At 38.6% G+C, this 24385-nt stretch carries 18 protein-coding genes; 15 read left to right on the forward strand and 3 right to left on the reverse strand.

Annotated features, from left to right (window positions below; all coding sequences use genetic code 11):
• Positions 1–52: 52 nt before the first annotated feature.
• Together LC419_RS07220 and LC419_RS07225 are read right to left on the reverse strand one after the other, a co-directional pair.
• Positions 53–1213 carry a GlmU family protein gene (locus tag LC419_RS07220; protein WP_223606709.1) on the reverse strand — a complete coding sequence of 387 codons (1161 nt, stop codon included), beginning with the start codon at positions 1211–1213 and terminating at the stop codon, positions 53–55.
• 342 nt (positions 1214–1555) lie between these two features.
• Positions 1556–1807 carry a type B 50S ribosomal protein L31 gene (locus LC419_RS07225; protein ID WP_034746430.1) on the reverse strand — a complete coding sequence of 84 codons (252 nt, stop codon included), beginning with the start codon at positions 1805–1807 and terminating at the stop codon, positions 1556–1558.
• 180 nt (positions 1808–1987) lie between these two features.
• Here LC419_RS07225 and LC419_RS07230 point away from each other — a divergent pair, with 180 nt between their 5' ends.
• The 5 genes from LC419_RS07230 to LC419_RS07250 all read left to right on the forward strand — a co-directional run bounded on the left by LC419_RS07230 (position 1988) and on the right by LC419_RS07250 (position 6281).
• The gene (locus LC419_RS07230) at positions 1988–3397 is read left to right on the forward strand and encodes a hypothetical protein (RefSeq protein WP_223606710.1); all 1410 of its coding nucleotides are present in this window, start codon (positions 1988–1990) and stop codon (positions 3395–3397) included.
• The gene (locus LC419_RS07235; protein WP_040997695.1) at positions 3397–3723 is read left to right on the forward strand and encodes a nucleotide pyrophosphohydrolase; all 327 of its coding nucleotides are present in this window, start codon (positions 3397–3399) and stop codon (positions 3721–3723) included. Before LC419_RS07230 ends, LC419_RS07235 begins: the two co-directional genes overlap by 1 nt.
• An 88-nt stretch (positions 3724–3811) precedes the next feature.
• Positions 3812–5035 (forward strand): 3-phosphoshikimate 1-carboxyvinyltransferase, encoded by a 1224-nt coding sequence (locus LC419_RS07240; RefSeq protein WP_223606711.1) that lies wholly within the window; start codon positions 3812–3814, stop codon positions 5033–5035.
• A gap of 69 nt (positions 5036–5104) precedes the next feature.
• Complete coding sequence (locus tag LC419_RS07245; protein ID WP_223606712.1) at positions 5105–5590, forward strand: hypothetical protein; 486 nt, start codon at positions 5105–5107, stop codon at positions 5588–5590.
• A 16-nt stretch (positions 5591–5606) separates the two neighbouring features.
• A complete protein-coding gene (locus LC419_RS07250; protein ID WP_223606713.1) occupies positions 5607–6281 on the forward strand; it encodes a hypothetical protein in 675 nt (224 codons plus the stop codon).
• A 102-nt stretch (positions 6282–6383) separates the two neighbouring features.
• On the opposite strand, the gene LC419_RS07255 is transcribed toward LC419_RS07250, so the two are convergent.
• A complete protein-coding gene (locus LC419_RS07255) occupies positions 6384–8213 on the reverse strand; it encodes an alkaline phosphatase (protein WP_223606714.1) in 1830 nt (609 codons plus the stop codon).
• Positions 8214–8588: 375 nt separating this feature from the next.
• Between LC419_RS07255 and LC419_RS07260 the strand changes: the two genes are divergently transcribed.
• The 10 genes from LC419_RS07260 (at position 8589) to LC419_RS07305 (ending at position 24207) form a co-directional block, all read left to right on the forward strand.
• Positions 8589–9377 carry an SDR family oxidoreductase gene (locus LC419_RS07260; RefSeq protein ID WP_223606715.1) on the forward strand — a complete coding sequence of 263 codons (789 nt, stop codon included), beginning with the start codon at positions 8589–8591 and terminating at the stop codon, positions 9375–9377.
• A gap of 120 nt (positions 9378–9497) precedes the next feature.
• Positions 9498–11102: a hypothetical protein gene (locus LC419_RS07265; protein WP_223606716.1), complete on the forward strand. Its 1605-nt coding sequence runs from the start codon at positions 9498–9500 to the stop codon at positions 11100–11102.
• 431 nt (positions 11103–11533) lie between these two features.
• Positions 11534–14680: a SusC/RagA family TonB-linked outer membrane protein gene (locus LC419_RS07270; protein ID WP_223606717.1), complete on the forward strand. Its 3147-nt coding sequence runs from the start codon at positions 11534–11536 to the stop codon at positions 14678–14680.
• A 19-nt stretch (positions 14681–14699) separates the two neighbouring features.
• Positions 14700–16235 (forward strand): SusD/RagB family nutrient-binding outer membrane lipoprotein, encoded by a 1536-nt coding sequence (locus tag LC419_RS07275; RefSeq protein WP_223606718.1) that lies wholly within the window; start codon positions 14700–14702, stop codon positions 16233–16235.
• A gap of 81 nt (positions 16236–16316) precedes the next feature.
• Entirely contained in the window at positions 16317–18659 is a 2343-nt protein-coding gene (locus tag LC419_RS07280) for a phosphocholine-specific phospholipase C (RefSeq protein WP_223606719.1), read from the forward strand.
• A 221-nt stretch (positions 18660–18880) separates the two neighbouring features.
• The gene (locus LC419_RS07285; protein WP_223606720.1) at positions 18881–19459 is read left to right on the forward strand and encodes a hypothetical protein; all 579 of its coding nucleotides are present in this window, start codon (positions 18881–18883) and stop codon (positions 19457–19459) included.
• 98 nt (positions 19460–19557) lie between these two features.
• Complete coding sequence (locus LC419_RS07290; RefSeq protein ID WP_223606721.1) at positions 19558–20358, forward strand: hypothetical protein; 801 nt, start codon at positions 19558–19560, stop codon at positions 20356–20358.
• Positions 20351–23107: a hypothetical protein gene (locus LC419_RS07295; RefSeq protein ID WP_223606722.1), complete on the forward strand. Its 2757-nt coding sequence runs from the start codon at positions 20351–20353 to the stop codon at positions 23105–23107. The genes LC419_RS07290 and LC419_RS07295 overlap by 8 nt, the downstream gene beginning before the upstream one ends.
• Positions 23104–23628 (forward strand): hypothetical protein, encoded by a 525-nt coding sequence (locus tag LC419_RS07300; protein ID WP_223606723.1) that lies wholly within the window; start codon positions 23104–23106, stop codon positions 23626–23628. The genes LC419_RS07295 and LC419_RS07300 overlap by 4 nt, the downstream gene beginning before the upstream one ends.
• Before the next feature lie 9 nt (positions 23629–23637).
• Positions 23638–24207 (forward strand): hypothetical protein, encoded by a 570-nt coding sequence (locus tag LC419_RS07305; RefSeq protein WP_223606724.1) that lies wholly within the window; start codon positions 23638–23640, stop codon positions 24205–24207.
• Positions 24208–24385: the final 178 nt, after the last annotated feature.

Here is a 24385-nt window from a genome sequence, read left to right on the forward strand (position 1 = left end):
GTTCTTGTATGACTTGTAGCAAAAAAAACCTCCGAAATGGAGGCTTTAAATATTAATAGGTATCAAAAATATGTTTTAAAATAGCTTTATCATCATCGGTTAATGGCACTTTCCTTCTCGCCATAGCTCTTTCCGCGACTTCATAAGCTTTATCCAGTTTAAATCTTTCATCATCTTTACATCCACCCCATGAAAAGTTCTCCACAAGATTGGGTGGAAAACCCGGTTTAAATATATTGGACGCAACTCCAATGACCGTTCCTGTATTTAATTGAGTATTAATCGCTGTTTTTGAATGATCTCCCATAATCAACCCCGCAAACTGAAGTCCTGTATCTTCAAAAGCTTTTGTTCTGTAATTCCAAAGCTTTACTTGGCTATAGTTATTTTTAAGATTGGAAGAATTCGTATCCGCCCCGAAATTACACCATTCACCTATCACAGAATTTCCTACAAAACCTTCATGCCCTTTACTTGAGTAGCCGAAGATAATAATGTTGTTCACCTCTCCTCCTACTTTACAATGTGGCCCCACAGTCGTTGCTCCGTAAATTTTGGAACCTAAATTAAATTTGGAATCATCTCCCAATGATATAGGTCCCCGAAGATTGCAGCCTTCCATCACCTCAGCATTTTTCCCGATATAAATTTTTCCGGTTTTTGTATTGATGGTAGAAAATTCTATCTGCGCTCCTTCTTCAATAAACAGGTCTTTTTTATCTCCTAAAAAACCATTGGTAGAAGACAGTTCCTGAGAAGTTCTTCCCTCAGTAATCAGGTTGAAATCAAAGTCGATTGCAATATGATTGTAAGTAAATAGGTCAGCCGGTTTTTTAAAGAAGGTTAGTTTCTCTTTAATATCCGTCATCTTTTCAATCTGATTCAGGGAAAAACCTTTCATATTAATCCTAGCAGCTACCAGTTCATCTTCATAAACCAAAGCTTCACCCTGCTTAAGATCTTTAATCTGCTGAATGACAGTTTCAGTCGGCAGGAAATTAGTGACTAAGAAAAGACTTTCTTTGTCCTCGGGATTTTTAAATTTATTCTGAAGGTAATTTTCGGTAAAATAAGAAACTTCGGTATTTCCCAGAATCTTTTGCCATCGCTCAGAGAAAGTAAGGATTCCGCATCGCATGGCGGCAACAGGACGGGTAAAGGTAAGCGGAAGAAAATCTTCCCAATACTGGGCATCTGAAAATACTAATTGCATTATTTTAGAAGTTAGAGATTAGAAGTTAGAGATTAGAGGCTGGAGATGCAAATATTCTGCTTCACAAATCATTTACAGCATCTGATTTCTGCTCAGAACAAAAATACGAAAATAGCGGGAATGGAGAAATTAGATATTAGAAGTTAGAAGTTAGAGATTAGTTTATGAAAGCCTTGGTAAGAATATGTGTCTTTCTGTTTGGAAAGAATATAATTTCAATTTATAGAAATAAAGTACAGAATACTGCTTAAAACTAACTTCTAACTTCTAATCTCTAACTTCTATTAACAAAAAAAGTCTCCCAATAGATTGGAAGACTTCAGTATGTGTGATAACAAAAAATTACTTAGCGAATTTTTTGTATTTGTTCATAAACTTATCAACTCTACCTGCAGTGTCAACTAACTTCACTTTACCAGTGTAGAAAGGGTGAGAAGTTGAAGAGATTTCCATTTTGATCAATGGGTACTCTTGTCCTTCGAATTCGATAGTATCTTTTGTTTCTGCAGTAGACTTACAAAGAAACACGTCGTCGTTACTCATATCTTTGAAAACAACAAGTCTATAATTTTCTGGGTGGATTCCTTTTTTCATAATACAATTTTTAAAAAATTAAAGTTTGCTTTCGAAATAGTAATGGTATTTCTCTGCTAATTTTAGGCTGCAAAAATACAACATTTTTTTAAATATCCAAATACTCCATCCAATTTTTTTTATTGATAAGAAATTCAAAGTATTTTCGTTAAATTTGGAATCTATTAAACTTTAATTTCGATGAAATTCAAACTATTACTGGCTTTTTCTTTCTGGATGCTTCTTGTAGCGGTATCATGTAATAAAGACGAGATTACCTTTGATGCGCCCTCGCAGCAGCTCCGTTTTTCAAAGGACACGGTATTCTGTGATACGGTTTATCATCAGGTCCGTTCTGAGACGTATTTAGTAAAGGTATATAATAATGAAGACAAGGATGTTCTTATCCCAAGAATCAATCTGGAAAAAGGAAGTGCATCATTATACAGAATCAATGTAGACGGAAAACCAGGCTATGATTTTAAAGATGTGCCTTTAAGAAAGAAAGACAGTATGTATATTTTCGTTGAGATTGCTCCTCAGGCAACCGGCCCTGAAGCTATTGCTGAAGACAAAATTCTATTCAGCAGCGGTGCAGGACAACAGCATGTTACTTTATTCTCAGTGGTACAGGATGCGGAATTCTTCATTCAAACCCCTACCAATCCTAACCAGATTGCTACCCATACCGTCTGGAACAAAAATAAAGCGAAGATTATTTATGGGGACCTTACCATCAATCCTAATATAACACTGGATATCCAGCCGGGAACCAAAGTGTATTTCCACACCAACAGCGGGATGAAAGTTTCCACAGGTGCTACTTTAAATATTAACGGAGCACTGAATGATGAAGTCATTCTCCGTGGAGACCGAAACGACCTGGATCATGATACACTTCCTAAAAACTGGAACTCCATCCGCATGGAAGCCAATTCTAATCTTAATATGAATTTTGCCAGACTTTTCGGAGGAACCAGAGGACTAGACATGAAACAGAACACTGCCAATATCAGCAATTCATTCATCCATACTTTCTTTGAATACGGTATTTATGCTGTTGGCTCAACAGTTACTGCTAAAAACTTAGTCATGAATAACTGTGGCGAGTCTTGCATCGGGATCTTCAGAGGAGGAAATCACAGCTATACACACGCTACCATTGCCAATTATTCCAAAACAATGGGATCATTCAACAGGAACGGAATTACGGCTGCCAATGAATGGAAGAATGCTGCAGGAACTACAGAACAGGGAGCTCTTCAGCGTCTTGATATTAAGAACAGCATCGTGTACTCAGACAGGGATAACTCTGTGAATTTTGAACAGACTCCGGGTCAGCAGTTTGAATTCCTGATCCAGAACTCTTTAATCAAATATTCAGGTGTACCTGAGGCAGGATTTAATTTTGACACCAGTCCTAATGTCATCCAGAGCATCAAGAATCAGGAACCCCAATTCCTTAACTATTTTGCAGCGAAGTTGAACTTAAGAGTAAAAACCACATCTCCGGCAAGAGGAAAAGGAAACTTAACTGTAGCAGGAACTGTCCCTCTTGACATTGTGAATGTATCAAGAACTACTAACCCTACACTAGGCGCTTATCAATAATGGAAATCACACAACTGCAGCAGCAGGTAGACGAATGGATCAAAACCATAGGCGTTCGCTATTTTAATGAACTGACCAATATGGCCATGCTGACCGAAGAAGTCGGCGAAGTAGCCAGAATCATAGCCAGACGATATGGCGAACAGAGCGAAAAAGAAAGCGATAAAAGCAAGGACCTTGGTGAAGAGCTGGCAGATGTACTGTTTGTAACATTATGTCTCGCCAACCAGACCGGAGTGAATCTGCAGGAAGCTTTCGACAAAAAAATGAAGATCAAAACTGACCGCGACAAAGATCGGCATCAGAATAATGAAAAGTTAAAATAAGATACTAGATATCAGATTTCAGATAATAGACTAATGATAGGTCCGATATCTGAAATCTGTCATCTGATGTCTCTAATTTGAAGAAACAATGAAGTTAGAAAAATCAAAATTATCAGCAGATAAAACAGTTCAGATCAGCGGTTCGAAAAGTATTTCGAATCGTTTGTTGATTTTGGAAAGTTTATTTAAAAATATACAGATCGGGAATTTATCCAATTCTCAGGATACGCAGCTGCTGAAAAAAGCACTGTCTGAAAATACGGAAACCGTGGATATCCACCACGCAGGAACCGCCATGCGTTTTCTGGCTTCCTATTATTCAATCTTTGAAGGAAAGACAACCATTCTTACCGGATCCAAAAGGATGAAGGAAAGACCGATCAAAAATCTGGTAAGTGCCCTGAAAGACTTAGGTGCCGACATCGAGTATTTGGAGAATGAAGGTTTTCCGCCTTTAAAAATCACAGGAAAAAAGATCACCCAAAAGCAGGTGAATGTTCCTGCTAATATATCCAGCCAGTTCATCACTTCCCTCCTTCTGATTGCCGGGAAACTGGAAAACGGACTGGAAATTAATCTGGTCGGGGAAGTCACTTCCAGATCATACATCGAAATGACACTGGACATTCTGACCAAATTCGGCATCAAAAACAGCTTTGAAGGAAATACCATTAAAGTAGAACCTTTCATCGCGAACAGTGAATGGTCAACAGTAAATTATGAAGTGGAAAGTGACTGGAGTTCGGCTTCGTACTTCTACTCGATCTGTGCGCTGGGAAGAGAAACCATCCACCTGAAAAGTTTTTATAAAGCATCTACCCAGGGAGATTCTGCCATTGCGAAAATCTATGAAGACTTTTTCGGAATTAAAACGATATTCACAGAAGATGAACATAAGCTTACGTTGATCCCGGAGCCGGATTTCTCTTTCTCTGAAAAAATTGTTCTGGATATGAACAACTGTCCGGATATTGCCCAAACACTTTGTGTAACGGCCGCAGCTTTAAAGATTCCGTTCGAAATTTCCGGACTGGGAACTTTAAGAGTAAAAGAAACCGACAGGCTTCAGGCTTTATATAATGAACTGAAAAAATTGGGAACTGAAACAGAAATCACGGACCTTACTATTAAATCAATACATTTTGGAGAACCGGAAGACAACATTTCCATCAAAACGTATCAGGATCATAGAATGGCGATGAGCTTTGCTCCGTTCTGTCTTATTAAAGAAATCAATATTGAAGAAGAAGATGTTGTGGAGAAATCTTACCCGATGTTCTGGAATGATCTTGATGATGTGATGATTCGATAATGGGGTGATGTGACGATTGGGTGATGTGTTGATATGATGATGGGGTAATTTAAAAAATATGATGATCTTATGAGAATTTTTTTTCTGCTTTTTGCTGTAATGATTCCGATGGTGTTTTCGGCGCAATATCTTTTACCTAATGAGGAAACTATTTTCTCATTCGATACCAAAAACGGAAAGAAAATGGCTTTGGTGAAAGATAACAATAACGGTTATATTCAGTATAGATTCGGAAGTAAAGATCTTGTAGAGATGGAATTCCCAACCACCAGAACAAAAGAAAGCTGGAAGCAATTTACCTACAATTCTTACCACAGAGGCGGCGGAAAACAGAATGCGGGTATGGATCTCAATTATCTGACCTTTACCAATAATAACTACAAATATGTATTGTTCAGAACGTACTATGCAGAAGATGAATCACTATCTACCGGCATTACGGTAACTGACAGCAAAGGCAAGGAAACTAATATTACAGGAATTTACAAATCCATTAAAGGCTGCATGTGCAATCTGGACGACACAGAGGTGAAGAAAGAAGATTTTGGATTATAATTTTAATATGACTCCAATGAAAAAGCTCTTTTGTCTCGCCGTTTCACTGTTAATCGCGGGTCTGCATGCCCAAAACCTGAAAGATTTCTCTGTTCCGAAAGGCTATCAAAAAATTGCCGAAGTGAAAGGAGATCTGGATAAAGACGGAAAAGACGAAACGGTAATAATTTTTAATACAGATAAAAAAGTCAATCTGGATGAGCGCGATGATTTTCTGAGATCATTCTATATCTTAAAAGACATAGACGGCCAACTGAAAATATGGAAGGAGAACAACTCAGTTCTTTTTTCCAGCGGAATGGGATTTTATCCGGAAGAAAATGCACCTCCTGAAATATCCATCAAAAATAACAGCCTTTCTATTACCCAAATATTCAATACAAATTCAAGACATACGCAGACTTATACACATACCTTCAGATTTCAGAACGGTGATTTTTACCTTATCGGTTCTCACGACAGATTTGAAGACACCTGTGATTTCAACTATCTGAACGAGATCAATTTCTCAACAGGAAAAGTGATTATTGATGAAGAACATGGTTCCTGCGATGAGGACGAAAAAGTGATCCCAAAAGATATTCACAAAGAACTGATCCATCCTTTTAAGACGCTGATCAAAATGAACAATTTCAGGATTGGGGAAAACAAATTTAAAATCCCGGGTTTAAAAAAGGAAATTTACTATTGATTATCAACAATATAAATGAGCAGAATGAAAATCCTGCTCATTTCTTTTTTACGTTGCCCACATACTTATCCACAGAGTTATCCACAATTTATGAATAACTTTTTACTTCCGGATTCCGTAGGCTTCCAGTATTTTATTAAAGATCTCTGTATTTTCAAACATCCCGGTAAATTCCTGAGAATGGGGTCCGTAAGCAAATACACCGGATGGAATTGAGGTATGATCATTCGTACTGAAATTCCCGAAAACCCAGCCTTCTTTAAGACTTCCATCCAAAAGTGTCAAGCCTCCGGTTTCATGATCTCCTACAACGATCACCAGCGTTTCTTTATTTTCATCAGCAAACTTCATCGCTTTTCCTACTACATGATCAAAATCCAGCAATTCGGTTACCAGCTGCTCCAGATTATTACTGTGTCCGCCGCTATCTGTCTGGGAAGCTTCGACCATCATAAAGAAACCTTTTTTGTTTTCCTTTAAATCATTTAACGTAAGGTCAAAAGCATCTGCCAGCCAGTTGCCTCTACCATTGCTCATTCTTTGTGAAGCCAAAGGATCAATCACCAGCGTACGATTATTTATTTTACCAACTGATTTCAGATCCTGATAAAAATCGATCTTAGCATCTTTTATCTTTTGCACATTCTCCCGGCTCAATCCGTTGGTAGGTCCTCCAATTAAAATTTTAGTTTTAGAATTGACAAAATCTTTCAGAATTGGTTCTGAGCTGTTTCTATTGTCTGAATGGGCATAGAAATCCGCCGGCGTGGCATCGGTAACATCTCCTGTAGAAATTAAGCCGGAAACCATTCCCTTAGCAGCAATAATATCGGGGATTTGCGCCAGAGCTTTCCCCTGATCATCTACTCCTACAAATGTATTTTTGGTTTTAATGCCGGTAGCAAATGCCGTGGATCCCGGTGCTGAATCTGTAATGTAAGCGTTCGAAGAATTGGTTTTGGATAATCCGGTGGATTTCATATTGAAAACATTCAGCTTTCCTTTATTGGCCGTAAAAGCAGCATAGTATTGCGGAAGAGAAGTTCCGTCCGGAATCAGGAGAATAACGTTTTTAACTTTTTTATCGGTTTTATCTGTTTTATACGTTGGCTGATAGACCTCATACTCCTTTGTATTTTTATAAAAATTCTTTGGAATAGTATTGATGAACTTTTTAAGATCGGGAATATGATCCGTATTGATATAATCTACATTAAGATCCATCAGATTTACCCAGGCATTGGTAAAATCAGGGGCTCCGTAGAATCGGACAGGCTTTTGCTGAGCATGGGCCTTTGCTACAGATTGTCTGATCTTTTCTGTTTCCTCGTCCCTTGGAATTCCTTTTCCGTTCCATTGAACAAGATTCTGGAAGTCTGCACTGAACAGACCGATTCTTTTCAACTGATCATCGGTATAATTTGTATCAAGATTCCCGTCAAAAGAGAGATAATTTGGATAGTTCTTAAAATCTCCCGGCTGTGGTCTTCCACCAGTGATTACAATTTTAATTCCCTGACAGCCGGTAATTTCAGGATATTTCTTCAAAACGCTCACCAAGGCACTGAGAGATGTTTTGTAATCCTGTTTGATATCGATAAGCAGTTGTAGCTTTTTATTACCATCAGAATAGACATTTCCTTTATTCAGTTTGATCTGTTTCGATATCGGATCAAGGTAAAGGTTTTCAAGTGTACGGTTTGGTAACAACTCTTTTTCTGTATGAGCAACCCATAATTTCCCTTTCACCAAAAAAACATCCGCTTCAACAGATCCAAATTTGGCGTTATAGGCCTGCCAGAAAGGAATCTCTTGCTGATAATCATTATGCGAATGGGCATTTCCTACGGTGTACTTCAGATAATTTTGTGCCTGGTTTTGGGTAAACAAACCAAAAGCGAGTACTGCTGCTGTTTTTTTTGATAATTTCATAATACGTTCGGGCAAAATTAGTAAAGCTCTTGGGTCCGTTCCATTAAGGTTTTCTTATCTTTTTATTAACAAACGGATATCGTCATATTAACCGACAAAAGGCAAATACAACAATTTAATTTTCAGACATATCAATTTTAAACTAATAATTTAGTTTAAATAAACCTCAACTTTATTATCCTTATTTTAAGATTCAGATTCATATGGCGGGATAATATACATCCTGAACCATTTTAAGCCATAAATAAATAACAGAGTTCACTTTTCTTTTTTTACATTTGCTGAAAATACGGTTACGCTGAGACAGTTGATAAAAAACGGTTCACCGGCATCCGGAACAAAAAGCAAAAAGTCTAAAAAATTATAAACAATTCAATGACGATCATCATCACTGGAACCTCATCAGGAATAGGTTTTGTACTGGCTGAATATTTTGGAAAGAAAGGGCATCAAGTATACGGTTTAAGCCGAAAACATACAGAAAGCCAATATTTCAGGTCTATCCCGACAGATGTGACCGATAACAGTGCCGTTCAGAATGCTATCGCTGAAGTTTTAAAAACAGAATCAAGGATTGATGTCCTGATCAACAATGCCGGAATGGGAATGGTGGGAGCTGTAGAAGATTCTACCAAAGAAGATATTTTAAAACTTTTCAACCTGAATCTTGTAGGTTCTGTCCAGATGATGAGCGCCGTTCTTCCGAAAATGCGTGAAAACAAATTCGGAAAGATCATCAATATTTCGAGTATCGGAAGTGAAATGGGACTTCCGTTCCGCGGTTTTTATTCTGCCTCAAAATCTGCTCTGGATAAAGTAACGGAAGCGATGAGGTATGAAGTCTATCCATGGAATATCGACGTTTGCTCGCTGCACCTTGGTGACATCAAAACGAATATTGCAGAGAACAGGGTAAGAACGGAAGTTTCTGCTCCTTATAAAAGTGTATTCAATAAAGTGTATGCTTTGATGAATTCCCACGTAGGCGACGGAACTGAACCTCTTGAGGTAGCTACCTACGTTGAAAATCTTCTGAATAAAAATAAATGGAAGGCCCATTATTATTTTGGTAAATTCGGGCAGAAGATCGGGGTTCCGTTGAAATGGATCCTTCCTCAGGGAACGTATGAAAATCTGATGAAGAAATATAATAAACTGGACTAAATTCAGTTATTTAAAAAAAATTATTTAATACTGGTTTGAACCATTAAGATCTATTAGAAGTTAAGAATGAGCTTGAATTAATTCTTACAATATCCATTAATGGTTTAGATAAATTGAGCATTGAAGTTATTTCTAAAAATATTTTTTATCCTGTTCTGCGTTTTTGTACAAGCGCAGAAGAAACAGTATTGGCTCATCGACACGGAAACGAAGGTCAGAAAAAAAGTAAAAGATTCTGTTTCTGCAGTCAAATTTCTGGATTCTCTATCCCAGAGCAATTATTTCTTCACTAAACTGAAAGATGTCAAAGTGAAAGGTGACAGTACAGAAATTTTTTACGACAAAGGAAAAAACTTCAACGAAACCTATGTAGAAATTTCTGATTCTATTGCACAAAGGTTAAAGATCCAGAAAGTTTTTTTCACCAAAAATTTAGATTCAACAAAGAAAAGTATTAACAAAAAGTACATTGATGACGGTTATTCTTTCAGCCGCCTGAAATCTAAATACAAAGGTCAGAAAAACGGTTATCCCATCATAGAACTTGACATCAACAAGAATGATAAGCGAACGATTAACGGTTTTGTCGTCAAAGGTTATGAGAGGGTTCCCAAAAGGTTTATGAAAAACCTGGAAAAAGAATTCAAAGGAAAAACCTACGATGACAAAAATCTTGTGGCCATCAGTAAAAATTTCCAGAATCATGCTTTTGTTACCCTTGAAAGACCTCCTCAAACTTTATTCACCAAAGATTCCACAAGCATTTATCTGTTTATGGAAAAGAAAAAAACGAATACTTTCGATGGAGTGATCGGTTTCGGAAATGACAAAACGGAGAAATTCACCCTGAACGGAACCCTGAACGTGAATTTCAGGAATATGTTCAACAGTTTTGAGACCGTGAATCTTTACTGGCAGAGAAACCCGGATAAAGGGCAGACGTTTGACCTTCAGACTGATATTCCGTATCTGTTTAAATCCAATGTGGGGATGAACCTGAAAGTTAATATTTTCAGACAGGATTCTACTTTTGCGAACGTCAAGTTCCTTCCGGCTTTCTACTATCACATCAACAACCGTAATAAAATCGGACTTCGTGGGACATTGGAAACATCGAGTATCATTGATGCCTTATATGTTCAGGGTAAAGATTACAATAAAAAAGGACTCGGGATCTGGTTTGAAATGACAGAACCTACGGATATTGATCTTTTCCTGTACAAAACAAGAATCAATGCGGGATACGATTATCTGACAACTACTTACTCCAAAGATAATATTAAGGCCAACCAGAACCAATTCTATTTCTTTGGAGAGCATAATTACCATATTTCCGGTAACCATTTCCTTAATATCAAAGGTGAAGGAGCGATGATGGATTCAAAGGTTGAGTTTTCTGCGAATGAATTGTACCGTTTCGGGGGCTGGAATTCTATGCGGGGTTTCAACGAGAAATCTCTCAGTGCTGACTTTTATTATTACGCAGGTTTAGAATATCGATATCTTATTGGGAACCAAGCCTTTTTTGACTTCTTCGGACAATACGGACAGCTCAATAATAAATCTTTAAATGTAAAGCCTAAGCTCTACAGTGTCGGACTTGGATTTAACTTTTTTATACCGATCGGGCTGATGAGTTTCCAGCTTTCGAATGGTAATGAGTTCGGGAATCCTTTTAAATTTAATGATATCAAGATTCACTGGGGTATCCTGAGTAGATTCTAGGAGAGAATATTCTTCATCACTCCTTTCATTTAATTAATTCCAGAGTTTTTAAACGCAAAGTTTCAAAATAATGTGCATTAATTTTAAGATGAGCAAATAGATGTGGCTGCGCCACTGAGTAAGCAAGCATTTTATCAGTACGCTTCATAGAATCAATTTTAATTGATTCCATTGTTTGCATTTCTAAAATAAGAAGGATGATATTCAAACTTTGAGTTTAAAAAATTATGTATGGTTTATCCATCGAAAAGTTATGCTTTTACATCATAATATAAATAGTAAAATAAAAGCAAATATTAAATAACTCAAACATTTTCAGTTTTATTATTATGTTAAATGTTTCTGTTAAAAAATATTAAAAACGTATTTTTATTTTAATACCACATTAAAATACTGGTAACACTACCCCGCTAAATTTGTCCTCAAAAAAAATGAAGAAGACTTTAGCTACTTTTGCTGTTTTTTTACTCCCCCTTTACCTTACTGCCCAAGAAATTAACATTTCCGGAAATGTAAAATCCGAAAACGGCTCCATCGTTCCCGGAGTAAGCATTACCGACAAAAACAACGGAAAAACTACGGTGACCGATGAAAACGGTAATTTTACGATCTCAGCCAACCCAAAAGATCTCCTTGAGTTTTATGCTCCTGATTTTTCCATGTACACGGTGGAAGTTTCTACTAAAAGACAATATTCTGTTGTTTTGACTAAAGCCAATGAAAAACAGATTGAAGGTGTCGTTATTACGGCCTTGGGTATTGCCAAGAAGAAAGAAAAAATCGGGTATGCCACTCAGGAAGTAGGTACCAAACAGTTTGAAACGATTACCTCGCCGAGTATAGGAAACTTATTCTCCGGACAGGTAGCAGGTCTGAATGTTTCCAATCCTACCGGAATGCAGCAGGCTCCGCAGTTTACGCTGAGAGGAAATTCCAATCTGGTTTTCGTTATTGATGGGGTGATCGTAGAAAAAGAAGTTTTCCAGAATCTGGATCCTAATAATATTGCCAACATCAATGTTCTGAAAGGAGCAACAGCTTCTGCCCTATACGGTTCCAGAGGAAGGTACGGAGCTGTCTTGATCACCACTAAAAGTGCAAAAAAGAACGGTTTCTCGGTAGAATTTTCTCAAAACACAATGGTTACCACCGGATTCACGAATCTTCCCAAAACCCAAACCGAATATGGAAACGGCTCGCACGGAAAGTACGAATTCTGGGACGGAGCAGACGGCGGTGTGAATGATGGTGATATGATCTGGGGACCCAAATTTGTCCCGGGACTGCAAATTGCCCAGTGGAACAGCCCGATCCGAGATAAACTGACGGGACAGATAACACCATGGTATGGTGCGGTAACCGGAACGCAGTACAATGATAAATCAAGATATGAAAGAGTTCCGATCGACTGGAAGTATCACGATAACTTAGATACATTTCTAAAGCCGGCCGTCATCAACAATAACAGTTTCGCGATCAGCTATAAAAACAATAAAGACATCTACAGACTCTCAGGAAATTTCATGAATTATGACGATAGGGTTCCCGGTTCGTACCTGCAGCGTTACGGGGTCAATTTCTCTTCTGAAAATCACTTAGGTGAAAAACTGACCTTTGATACCAAATTCAACTTTACTCAGACTTTTACACCCAACATTCCCAACTACGACTACAACCCAAGCGGGCATATGTATACCATCCTGATCTGGATGGGAGCGGACGTAGACGGAAGAGATCTTAAAAACCATATGTGGATTCCCGGAAAAGAAGGTACTGCACAGGCCAACTGGAATTATGCATGGTACAACAATCCATGGTTCGGAGCTGAATATTATAAAAATAAGAACAGAACCAATGTGATCAATGCACAGACTGGCTTGGAGTATAAAGCTACCGAAGATTTCTCTGTAAAAGGTAAAATCTCCATAGTTGAGAATCACAACAAGCAGGAAATACTAAGTCCTTACTCCTACTTCAACTACAGTGCTCCAAGAAGCGGTGGTTATCTGCTGAATGATGCCAAAACCTGGAACCTCAATTCTGATGTACTGGCCACCTACAAGAAAAAAATCTCTGATAATTTTGACTTTACCATCAATGCCGGAGGTTCTACATTTTACTACAAAAACAATATAGACAACGCTTCAACAGACGGATTGAAGATTCCTGAGCTGTATTCATTAGAAAACTCTACAGGTGCGGTAAAATACTATGATTACCTTAAAGAAAAACTGATCTACAGTGCTTATTCAACGATCGATATCGGATTGTATGATGCTTTTTTCATCAACGTTTCGGGACGTAATGACTGGTCTTCCACACTTCCAAAGGCCAACAGATCTTACTTCTACCCTTCTGCATCAGTAAGTGCGGTGATTTCAAATTTGGTGAAAATGCCTGAAGCGGTGAGTCTGTTAAAACTTTCAGCTTCGTGGGCGAAAGTAGCGTATGATTTCAAACCATATTCAATCAGAAACTATTATTTTAACAATAAAGGAACTACGTTCAACGGAAACCCGATGTTCAATTATCCTACCATCCTGAACGTTGAAAATTCTTTAAAACCGGAACAGACCAAATCTTATGAACTTGGAATGAGTGCCGGGCTATTCAAGAACAGGCTTACTCTGGATGTAACGTATTTCCGAACGCTGGACTATAATAACATCCTTGAATTCCCTGCTGCGCCATCATCAGGATTCACTTCTCAATATGTGAACGGCAACGAATACACCACAAAAGGTTTGGAAATCTCATTAGGTCTGGTTCCTGTAAAGACTGCCAATTTCACATGGAAATCTTTGATTAACTGGAGCACTTACGAGCAGAAACTGACTTCCATCTATGACAATATGCCGAACTACAACAACATCAAGCTCGGCGAAAGAATGGACAGTTTCTATGATTACACCTGGAAGAAATCTCCTGATGGAAAAGTAGTGCTGGATGCTAAAACAGGAATGCCTACAAGAGCAGATGCACCAAGCAATCTGGGCCATTTCAATCCGGACTGGACTTTTGGTTTTAACAACACCTTCAAATATAAAAAGTTCTCACTGAACATCGGAATCGACGGAAGCATAGGCGGTGTCATGAGATCTCAGGTGGTAGAAAAAATGTGGTGGGGTGGAAAACATCCGAACTCAACAGCTTACAGAGATCTTGAATATGCGAATCCGGGAACGTATTATTTCGTGCCGGATGGGGTCAATTACAACGCAACTACCGGAATGTACACTCCGCATACGAAGCCTATCAGCTTCCAGGACTGGGCACAGAACTACCCTTATCAGGCAAGGGTAACAGAAGACGAAAGTGAATTATTCGCGAATGTTTTCGACAGAACCTTTGTCAAACTGAGATCTGTAGTCCTTGAATATGACTTCTCTTATCTCCTTAATCCGAAAGGAACGATCAAGAATTTCACGGCCAATATTTCTGCCTACAATCTGGCGATGTGGAAAAAATCGAAGAACCTTTATTCTGACCCGGACTACCAGATCGGTTCCAAAGACGTGAATGACATCCAGGATCCTTCCAGCAGATGGATCGGAATCGGATTTAATCTTAAATTTTAATTAATAAGTATCCTGAACAATGAAAAACAATATCAATATTATAGCGAAATCGCAGAGTGGTATAACAGCAAAATGGCTCAGAAGATTCAGTATAAAATCGGCTGCTTTTGCAGGACTTATGCTATTGGCTTCATGCGAATCCGATCTTGACAAAATCAATGAAAACCCTAATGATCAGGCCACGGTAGACCCTAAAGTTCTTTTGACCTATGTGTCCAAAAATACTTTTCAGGTGACCGGTGACAATATGTATGCTTCCAGAATGATGATCGGGACAGACGGTGAAAACGTCTACCAATACATGAAATGGAATGATGATACTTTCGAGCCCTATACCAAAAGTCTTCTGAATGTAGGAAAAATGATGGACGAAGCTGCGAAGATCAACAATAAGAACTACGTGGCCATCGGTAAATTCTACAGAGCGTATCATTTTTTTAATTTAAGTTTAAAATTCGGAAGCATTCCTTACACGGAAGCTGTAAAGGGTGAATCAGGAATTACCCAGCCGAAATACGACAGCCAGGAAACTGTAATGACCGGAATTTTATCAGAATTGAAAGAAGCCAATGATCTGATCAATACCACTGATAAAATAGAAGGTGACATCATTTACAACGGAGATGCCACCAAATGGAAAAAGCTGATCAATTCTTTCAGACTGAAGATTTTAATCACCATGTCTAAAAAAATGACCCTGGGAAGTTACAGTGTGACATCTGAATTTGCTTCTATTGCCAACAATCAGCCTTTAATGACTTCCATCTCAGATAACGGAGAACTTAAATTTGTTGATGCTGCAGACAGCAGATATACCATGTTCAACAGCAGTGGTTACGGATCAAGTTTATACATGGCCGATTATTTTATCAATCTGTTTAAACTGAGACAGGATCCGCGTCTTTTCACTTTTGCAGCACAGACTACAGGTGCCAAAGAAGCCGGAAAGCCTGTTACAGATTTCACAGGATACAACGGTGGAGATCCCAATTCTCCCTATTCTGACAATGCCGCTTTGATCACTGCAAAAAATATTTCAAAAGTCAACGACCGTTTTTATAAAGATGCTACCAATGAGCCCTCTTCCATATTAAGCTATCCGGAACTTGAATTTATTCTTGCGGAAGCTGCCAGCAGAGGATGGATCTCCGGATCTGCAAAAACGCATTATGACAATGCCATTAAAGCGAGTTTCAGTTTCTATCAGACGTATGTAAAAAATCCGGGACAATATTTTTCAGGATTTGATGTAAACCAATATCTTGTATCGCCACTGGTGGTTTACAGCGATACTGATCTTCCGGAAAAACGTCTGGAGAAAATTATGACTCAGAAATATATGACTATGTTTCACCAGAGCCAGTGGACTTCTTATTATGATTATCTGAGAACAGGATATCCTGAATATCCGCTGAAAGACGGAGTTTCTGCCCCGTTCAGATTCAGATACCCACAAGCTGAATATAACTATAACAATACCAACCTGAAAGCTGCAGTGACAGCCCAATACGGAGGAAATGACAATATCCGTTCTAAACCATGGTGGCTTCAGTAAGAATCTAAAATTTATATAAAAACAGATCAACCGCAGGAAAATCCTTTTTAACTTGCGGTTTATTTCTTATTTTGATTGAACATGAACAGAAGAGAATTTTTAGAAAAATCAAGCCTTTTGCTGGCGGGACTGGGAACTTCAAGCGTTCTTCATCCTGCTATTTTAAAAGCACTGGCCATTGAGCCTGCAGCACTGTCTACTTTTTATGATGCAGAACATGTTGTGATCCTGATGCAGGAAAACCGTTCTTTTGACCATGCTTTCGGGGCATTAAAAGGCGTAAGGGGATTTTTAGACAAAAGAGCTTTCGTGAAACAGGACGGACATTCCGTTTTCTTTCAAAAAGATGATTCCGGAAAATATGCTTCACCTGCCCGACTGGATCTAAGAAATACAAATTCAACGTGGATGAGCTCTTTACCTCACTCGTGGTCTGATCAGCAGAAAGCTTTAAATAAAAGAAAATATGATCAGTGGCTTCAGTTTAAAGCCTCGGGAAATAAAGACTATAAAAATATTCCGCTTACATTGGGTTACTATAACAGGGAAGATCTTCCTTTTTATTATCAGCTGGCGGATGCATTTACGATTTTTGACCAATACTTTTGCTCTTCACTTACAGGAACGACTCCTAACAGGCTTTTCCACTGGTCCGGAACTTTGAGGGAGCAGCAAAACGGAAAAGTAAAGGCCAATGTTTACAATGAAAATATTGATTACGACAAAGCAAAACAGGCCCACTGGAAAAGTTTTCCTGAAATTTTAGAGGAACAGATGGTGTCGTGGAAGATCTATCAGAATGAGATCAGTCTTCCGAAGGGAATGTCCAGTGAGCAGGAGGCCTGGCTGAGCAATTTTACGGATAATCCTATTGAATGGTTTTCCAAATTCAATGTGAAATTTTCAAAAGGCTATCATCAGAATATTCCTAAGATCATCGCTTATCTGAAAGAAGAGATGGCTAAAAAACCGGATCAGAAGAAAAGATTTGAAACACTGATCGCTGAACTTGAAGAAGATCAGACCCGTTATGCTCCCGAAAACTATGCTAAGCTTTCGCAGCACGAAAAAAATCTGCACGAAAAAGCATTCACCACCAATATCAACGATCCTGACTACTGGAATCTTGAAATTGGGCAAGATGAAAACGGACAGAAATTAGTCGTTCCTAAGGGCGATGTACTCTTCCAGTTCCGGAAAGATGTGGAAGAGAAAAAACTTCCTTTGGTTTCCTGGCTTGTGGCTCCCGAACATTTTTCGGATCATCCGGGATCGCCCTGGTACGGGGCATGGTATATTTCAGAAGTATTAAATATTCTGACCAAAGATCCTGAAACCTGGAAAAAGACTATTTTTATTATTAATTACGATGAAAACGACGGTTATTTCGATCATGTTCTTCCATTTGCTCCACCCGTTAATCCAAGTCAGCCAGTTGATATGAACGGTAAAGAAGGAGTGGAATACGTGAATAAATCACAGGAGTATATGTCCCAGCCTTCATTGAAAGACTATGAAAAAATAGAAGGAACAGTCGGTTTAGGCTACAGAGTTCCGATGATTATTGCATCGCCCTGGACGAAAGGAGGTTTTGTGAATTCAGAAATATCGGATCATACTTCCGTGCTGCAGTTCCTGGAGAAATTTATTCAGAAAAAATTCAGTAAGGATGTAAAAGTTGACAATATCAGTGACTGGAGAAGAGCAGTTTGCGGAGACCTGACTTCTGCCTTTAATTCTTCCAACACCAAAGCTCCCCAGATGGATTATCTGGATCAGAAAGAGTATACAAAGACCATTAATGCTGCCAAAAGTAAGCCTGTTCCCCATTTGAAATGGCATGCTGAAAATGAAATTAATGACAGCCTGCTTGAAATTCAGGAAAGAGGAACTAAGCCTTCCAACCCGCTTCCCTATCATTTCCATGTGAATCTGAACAACGGAAAGATCAAAATGACCAATTTAAAAGAAGCCGGAGTTCCTTTGTTAATGTATGACAGAACAAAATTTAACAGCACCGATTATCATTTTTCATATGCCCTGTATTCAAAGCAGGAACTCGCCCATACAGTGAATCCCGGAACCTATGATTATGAAATCTTTGGTCCGAATGGTTTCTTCCGGAAATTCAGTGGTAGCAATACACCGGGAATAGAAGTACAGCTGCTCAACAGCGGTTCAAAAAATGAAGCAGAACTGGTTTTCAAAAAGAAAAAAGGAAACGTTTCGGTTATTCTGGAAGATCTGTATGATAAAACGACGAAGACGGTTTCTCTAAATCAGCCCGATGAAAAAATAAAAATTGATCTCAGCAAAAATAAAGGCTGGTATGATTTAAAACTAAGATCAGACGATCATATCTGGCATTTTGCAGGAAGAGTAGAAACCGGAAAAGTTTCTATTTCAGATCCGCACTGGGCATAACCCGGAAGATGATAAAAACCAAAGCCTTGCATAGTTTATGCGAGGCTTTTCTTATGATTACGATCATAGCTCAGTACGGCAGATTTATATAATTTGCATACAGATATTACAACACATAATGTAATACTGTAAAAGAATACATAATAATATTTAAAAAAGAAGATTTTTTTACTATTATTTACTGATTTTTATTAAATTCACTTAACTAATTAACAAACATCATGAAAAAATTAAACCTTAGCCTTGCAGTATGCTTTCTTACCGCCGCATTTTCAGGCGGCCTAAAAGCTCAAGATACCAATACTGACAATCACACGATCACCATTTCCATTCCTGAAGTTGCACTGGTAGATATTGAACCTGCTGCAACCAAAAACATTACTCTGGGATTTACAGCACCTACAGAAGCCGGTAACCCATTGACAGCGAGTGCGTCCAACAATACACTTTGGCTGAATTATTCATCCATCAAATCTGTGGCAGATCCGACCCGTAATGTTTCCGTGAAAGTCAATGCCCTTATTCCAGGAATCGATATCCATGTAACGGCAGCAGCGGCAACAGGAAGTGGAGCCGGAACATTGGGTACGCCGGCAGCTCAGATCACATTGAGTGCAGCGGATCAGACTATTATTTCAGGGATCGGAAGTGCCTATACCGGAAACGGGGCTAACAACGGACATAATCTGACGTATGCTCTGGCGGCAGGAAGCGGACCTGGTGGTGTAGCTGTGTATGCAGATCTACAGGCAACAGCTACTACTGTAGCTACAGTTACCTACACGATCTCGGACAACTAATTTTTATTCTCAATTTTAAGTAATACAAGAAGAAACCGCCCGACAGTTTCTTCCAGGTTTTATATGGCCTGCAATTTAATTTCAAACTTTACATGATTATGATGAAGCGTATTTTTCTTTTGATATTGATGATGCTGCAGTTTAGCTTTTTATATGCCGGTATTGTCGTTCTAAACGGTCTTACTCACGCCTACAAAGTAGAAAACGGAAAAGTATACAAAGGAAAAGTGGAGATCGAAAATACAGGCACCAAACCTCAGAGCGTAAAATTATTTTTACAGGATTTTACATATCATGCGGATGGATCCATCAATTATACGACTGTTCGTACAAATAGTAGAACGAATGGTGACTGGATCAAACTGAATACGAATCTGATCACTTTGAAGGGAAAGGAAAAAACTGAGGTATTTTATGAAATTACCGTTCCCAATCAATCGGTAGACCCGGGAAGTTATTGGAGTGTGATTATTGTTGAGCCTGTAGATGATATAAAACCGAGCGATGATAAAGTGGGTGTTAATATCACTTCTGTCGTACGTTATGCCATTCAGATCATCACTGATTATGCAACAGAAAAAGCCAAACCGGACCTTAAATTTGAGAGTGTAAAAATTGAGAAAGAAGAAGGAAAACAGATCGCAAAAATAGCCATCGCCAACAGCGGCAATCTGTACTGTAAGCCTACAGCGGCTATAGAAATCTACAACCGGAAAACCGGAGAACGCATCGGAAGCTATTCGAGCATTGCGATGGGATTATTACCACAGACCTCCAAATCATTCTACATTGATATCAGCAAAGTTCCGGCAGACCACTACAAAGCGGTCATTATAGCCACGGATGAAGACGAAAATGCCTTTGCACTCAATGTGGAATTAGAAGTAAAGAATGATTAAAACTTGGATTTTATATATCGTCCTGTTATCACTATTCCCGGTACTTATTTTTTCTCAACAGCAGTCAAGTCAATTGGCCAGTAAAAAAGATAGTTTAATGCCGGGAATGTCTACTTCTATTTCCTTTGCATTAGAAAACAATTCGGATGAAAATAAAACCTACGAACTTACAGTTACGGCTTCGAGTCCGTTTCTTACCCCTATTTTAGCAAAAGGACAACTTAAAATCTCAGCTCATGAGAAAACAGTTTATCTTGTTCCCGTCCGGATCTCGGCAGAAGCAGCACAGGGAGTTTACTCGGTCATTCTTCACGGAACCGACCAACACGATGGAACCACCTTCATCAAAACCTTGAAGGTTATTATTTCCGGAAGCAGAAAACTCAGTCTAACTTCATTAAATTCCCCTGAATTTATCCGCGCGGGTGAAACGATTCAGGCTTCTTTCTTATTAAAAAACAATGGAAATGTTACCGAAACGCTGATTTTAGAAAGTAAAAATGCAGTAGTAGATCATGATGTGTCTATTACATTAGGTCCCAACGAATCAAAAGTAATCGGTATCTATAAAGTCACGAATGCAGAAGTTGGGCAGAATGAATTTCAGAATCTGAACCTGTCTGTCTATTCTCGGGATAACCCAACAGAAAATCAGATAGCTTATGTAAGCGTAAAAGTTATATCCGTAAAACCTGTTGCAGACGATATTTATCACCGACTTCCTGTTTCTGCTTCCATGTCTTTTATCGGAATGAAGAATATGGGTGTTTACCAGGATGGATTTCAGGGAGAAATATATGGTAAAGGAACACTTGACAAAGACAATAAAAATCAGATTGAATTTCATGCGGTAACAAAAAATCCTGTTGAATTCAATTCTTTTACTCAGTATGAAGAGTATTTTATCAATTATAAAAGAGACCATTTTTTTCTTCATCTTGGTGATAAAACTTATTCTGCCTCTTATTTGACGGAGTTCGCAAGATATGGCCGTGGGGCTGAAATACGCTATGATTTCAAAAACGTCAGTCTGGGTGGTTTTTACAATCATCCGCGGTTTTTCAGAGATATCAAGGATGAATTCAATGTGTATTCAACCTTTAAAATCCGTAAAGAATCAGAGATCACTGCGGGGTATCTTTATAAAATTCCGAGGAAAGGAGAAATGAACTTTGGCAATATCAGACTGGATTCCGAAGCTCACCTTCCGTACACCACAGGAAAATTCAAGATTTCAAAAAACATAATGATTTCCGGAGAGGCTGCATTCAGTAAGACCGAACAGATGGAAGGAACCGCTTATATGGCGCAGGCACAGGCCACTTTTGAAAGGTTTAATGGTAATCTGATGTATATGCGTGCAAGTCCGAAATTTGCGGGATATTTCACCAATACAAGTACATTTAACGGGAGCCTTCAGTACAGGATTTCTAAAAAGCTGAATGTCTTTGGAAATTACATTCAGGATGCCAAGAATTTCCAGCGGGATACGTTATTCTATGCAGCGCCCTACAGAAGTTTTCTGCAGTATGGAATACAGTACAAATATATGACGAGTGGCCTTATCACTTTCTATAATGGATTTCAGAAGTACCAGGATCGCCTGGAACCAAAACAGTTTGATTATTATGAAAAGTATTTTAAAGTAAGTATTGACCAGCAGATCGGAATGTTTCAGGTGAATCTTCAGGGACAGTTTGGGAAAACCAATAATTATCTGAGTGGATTTAATGGAAATTCCAGTTTTTATACTACTAATATATCTTTTGAAAAATTTAAGACCTCCTTCAATATTTATGCAAGTTATGCGATTACCTCAAGGTATCAGCTGCAGAATGACAAACAGGTTTATTACGGAGCAAGAATTTTCAGCAGGTTTTCGGATAAGACCAGCCTAAGCATTTTTTATCAGAATAATTATATGCCTGAAGAATATTTCAGAGACAGGAATCTTTTTGAGGTTCTGTTTCATCAGCAACTTTTTAGGGGCAGTGAAATTGATCTTTCTGGAAGATATTCATTACAACGCGGTGAGCTCGGGAATAAGGATTTTATATTTTCTTTGCGTTATACTCTTCGTCTTAACGTTCCGGTACAGAAAACTGCGGAGTACACAACTTTATCAGGAAACATCAGCAATCTGGGTGTAAAAAAAACGGAGGGAATCAGATTGATGCTGGGCAACCATTTATCCATTACGGACAAAGATGGAAATTATTTGTTTAAAAATGTTGTTCCCGGAGATTATTTTCTGGAGATAGACCGATCTACGGCTGATATTAATGATATTACCAATATTTCTTTACCGGCTTCTCTACATCTTACCGGCAAAGAAAATACATTCAACTTCGGATTAACCAGGGCATCTACCATTAAAGGAAATATAGAACTTATTGAAACTGAAGATAAGGAGTCGTACAGCTTCGCGCAGTTTTCACCTAAAACAGAGAAAAAGAAAAGACAAAGCATCATTATTGAAGCATCAAACGGTGAACAGACTTACCGGAAAATAGCCTTCATCGGTGAAACATTTGACTTCATGTATCTGCGTCCCGGAGAATGGAAAGTTAAATTGTACAGAAACGGTCTTGACAAGCGGTATAAAATAGCAACGGATTCTTTCCAGTACAGCCTTAAGCCATCGGAAACACAGAATGTTGCCATTCATATCGTAAAACAGCAGAGTGAAATTAAATACCAGCAGGAAATGATCAAAGTAGGTTATAATGAATTAAAAAAGAAAAAATGAAATTAAAAGAACATATCATATATCTGATTTTTAGTCTCATTCCGATCGCCATGTCCTCGCAAACGACTGTTCCGATAACGCTTCCGGTCGTTACACTGATGGATATAGAACCCGCGGGAAATTTTACATTGAATTTTACAGCTCCAACAGAAGCAGGACAAGCTGTAACTGTTCCGGCAGCCAATACCACAAAATGGATCAATTATACTTCGGCTATTGCATCGGGAGGGCTTACCAGAAGAATTACTGCATCTATCAATACGCTCATCGCAGGAGTAAATATACGAGTGCAGGCAGCGGCAGCTTCCGGAGCTGGCGGTGGTACATTGGGTACATCATCCGGGCTGGTTACTCTCAGTACAACGGCTACTACTATTATTACAGGAATAGGTGGTGCATTTACCGGAAATGGCGCGAATAACGGGCATATGCTTACGATCAGCCTTTCGGTTAGTTCTTATGCTAATCTTTCAGCCCGAACCAATACTCCTGTCATCATCACCTATACCATCACAGAATAAAATTGAAAAATGAAAATCAATAGTCGCCTTCTCAGCAATATCCTTTTAAAAAAATATCTGTATCTCATTCCTATAATGATTGGCAGTTATCTGGAAGCTCAAACAGTAACTCCCAGCGGAAGTGGATGGACAGTAAGTGTACCCGCTATTACTGAAGCAGGAAGCAACTATGGAGGAACTTATGCAAGTGCTACCAATGCCATCATATTATCAGGAACAATGCCGGGATCTTTTCTCAATCTTCTCTCCAATGGAGCCGCCAGGATCAGTGTACGCTATACTCCTACAACCTGGAATAACGCTCTGCATCTCTATGCCAAAAGAAGTGGTGGAACGGCTACTATCAGTGGGCTTTGCCTTGGCTGTACAGCAACTGTTAATGGCGGAACCACTTATGTAGAGATCCTTCAGGCTACCGATACAGCATTTTGCACCATAAACTTTTCCGGAATTTTGGGATTGGGGAATAGTGTATCTTATTCTGGAATCAATGTACAGTTGCAGATGACTGGTGTTTCTGTAGTAATCCCAGTGGCGTCATATAGTTCTCAACTCGTTTTCACCATAGGCCCAAACTAAAAAGCCCCGCACATTTCTGTACAAGACTTGTATTATTTATCATGAATGATCATTGATAAAAGATGATTGATCGCTGATGTATTGACTGGAAGGTCTTGATCCACATTACTCATTACTGATCAATCATGATTTATAATTGATGATTGATGATTGATAAGCCATCATTGATCTTTTATCA

The organism is Chryseobacterium sp. OSA05B, from assembly GCF_019970065.1.
Lineage (GTDB): Bacteria > Bacteroidota > Bacteroidia > Flavobacteriales > Weeksellaceae > Chryseobacterium.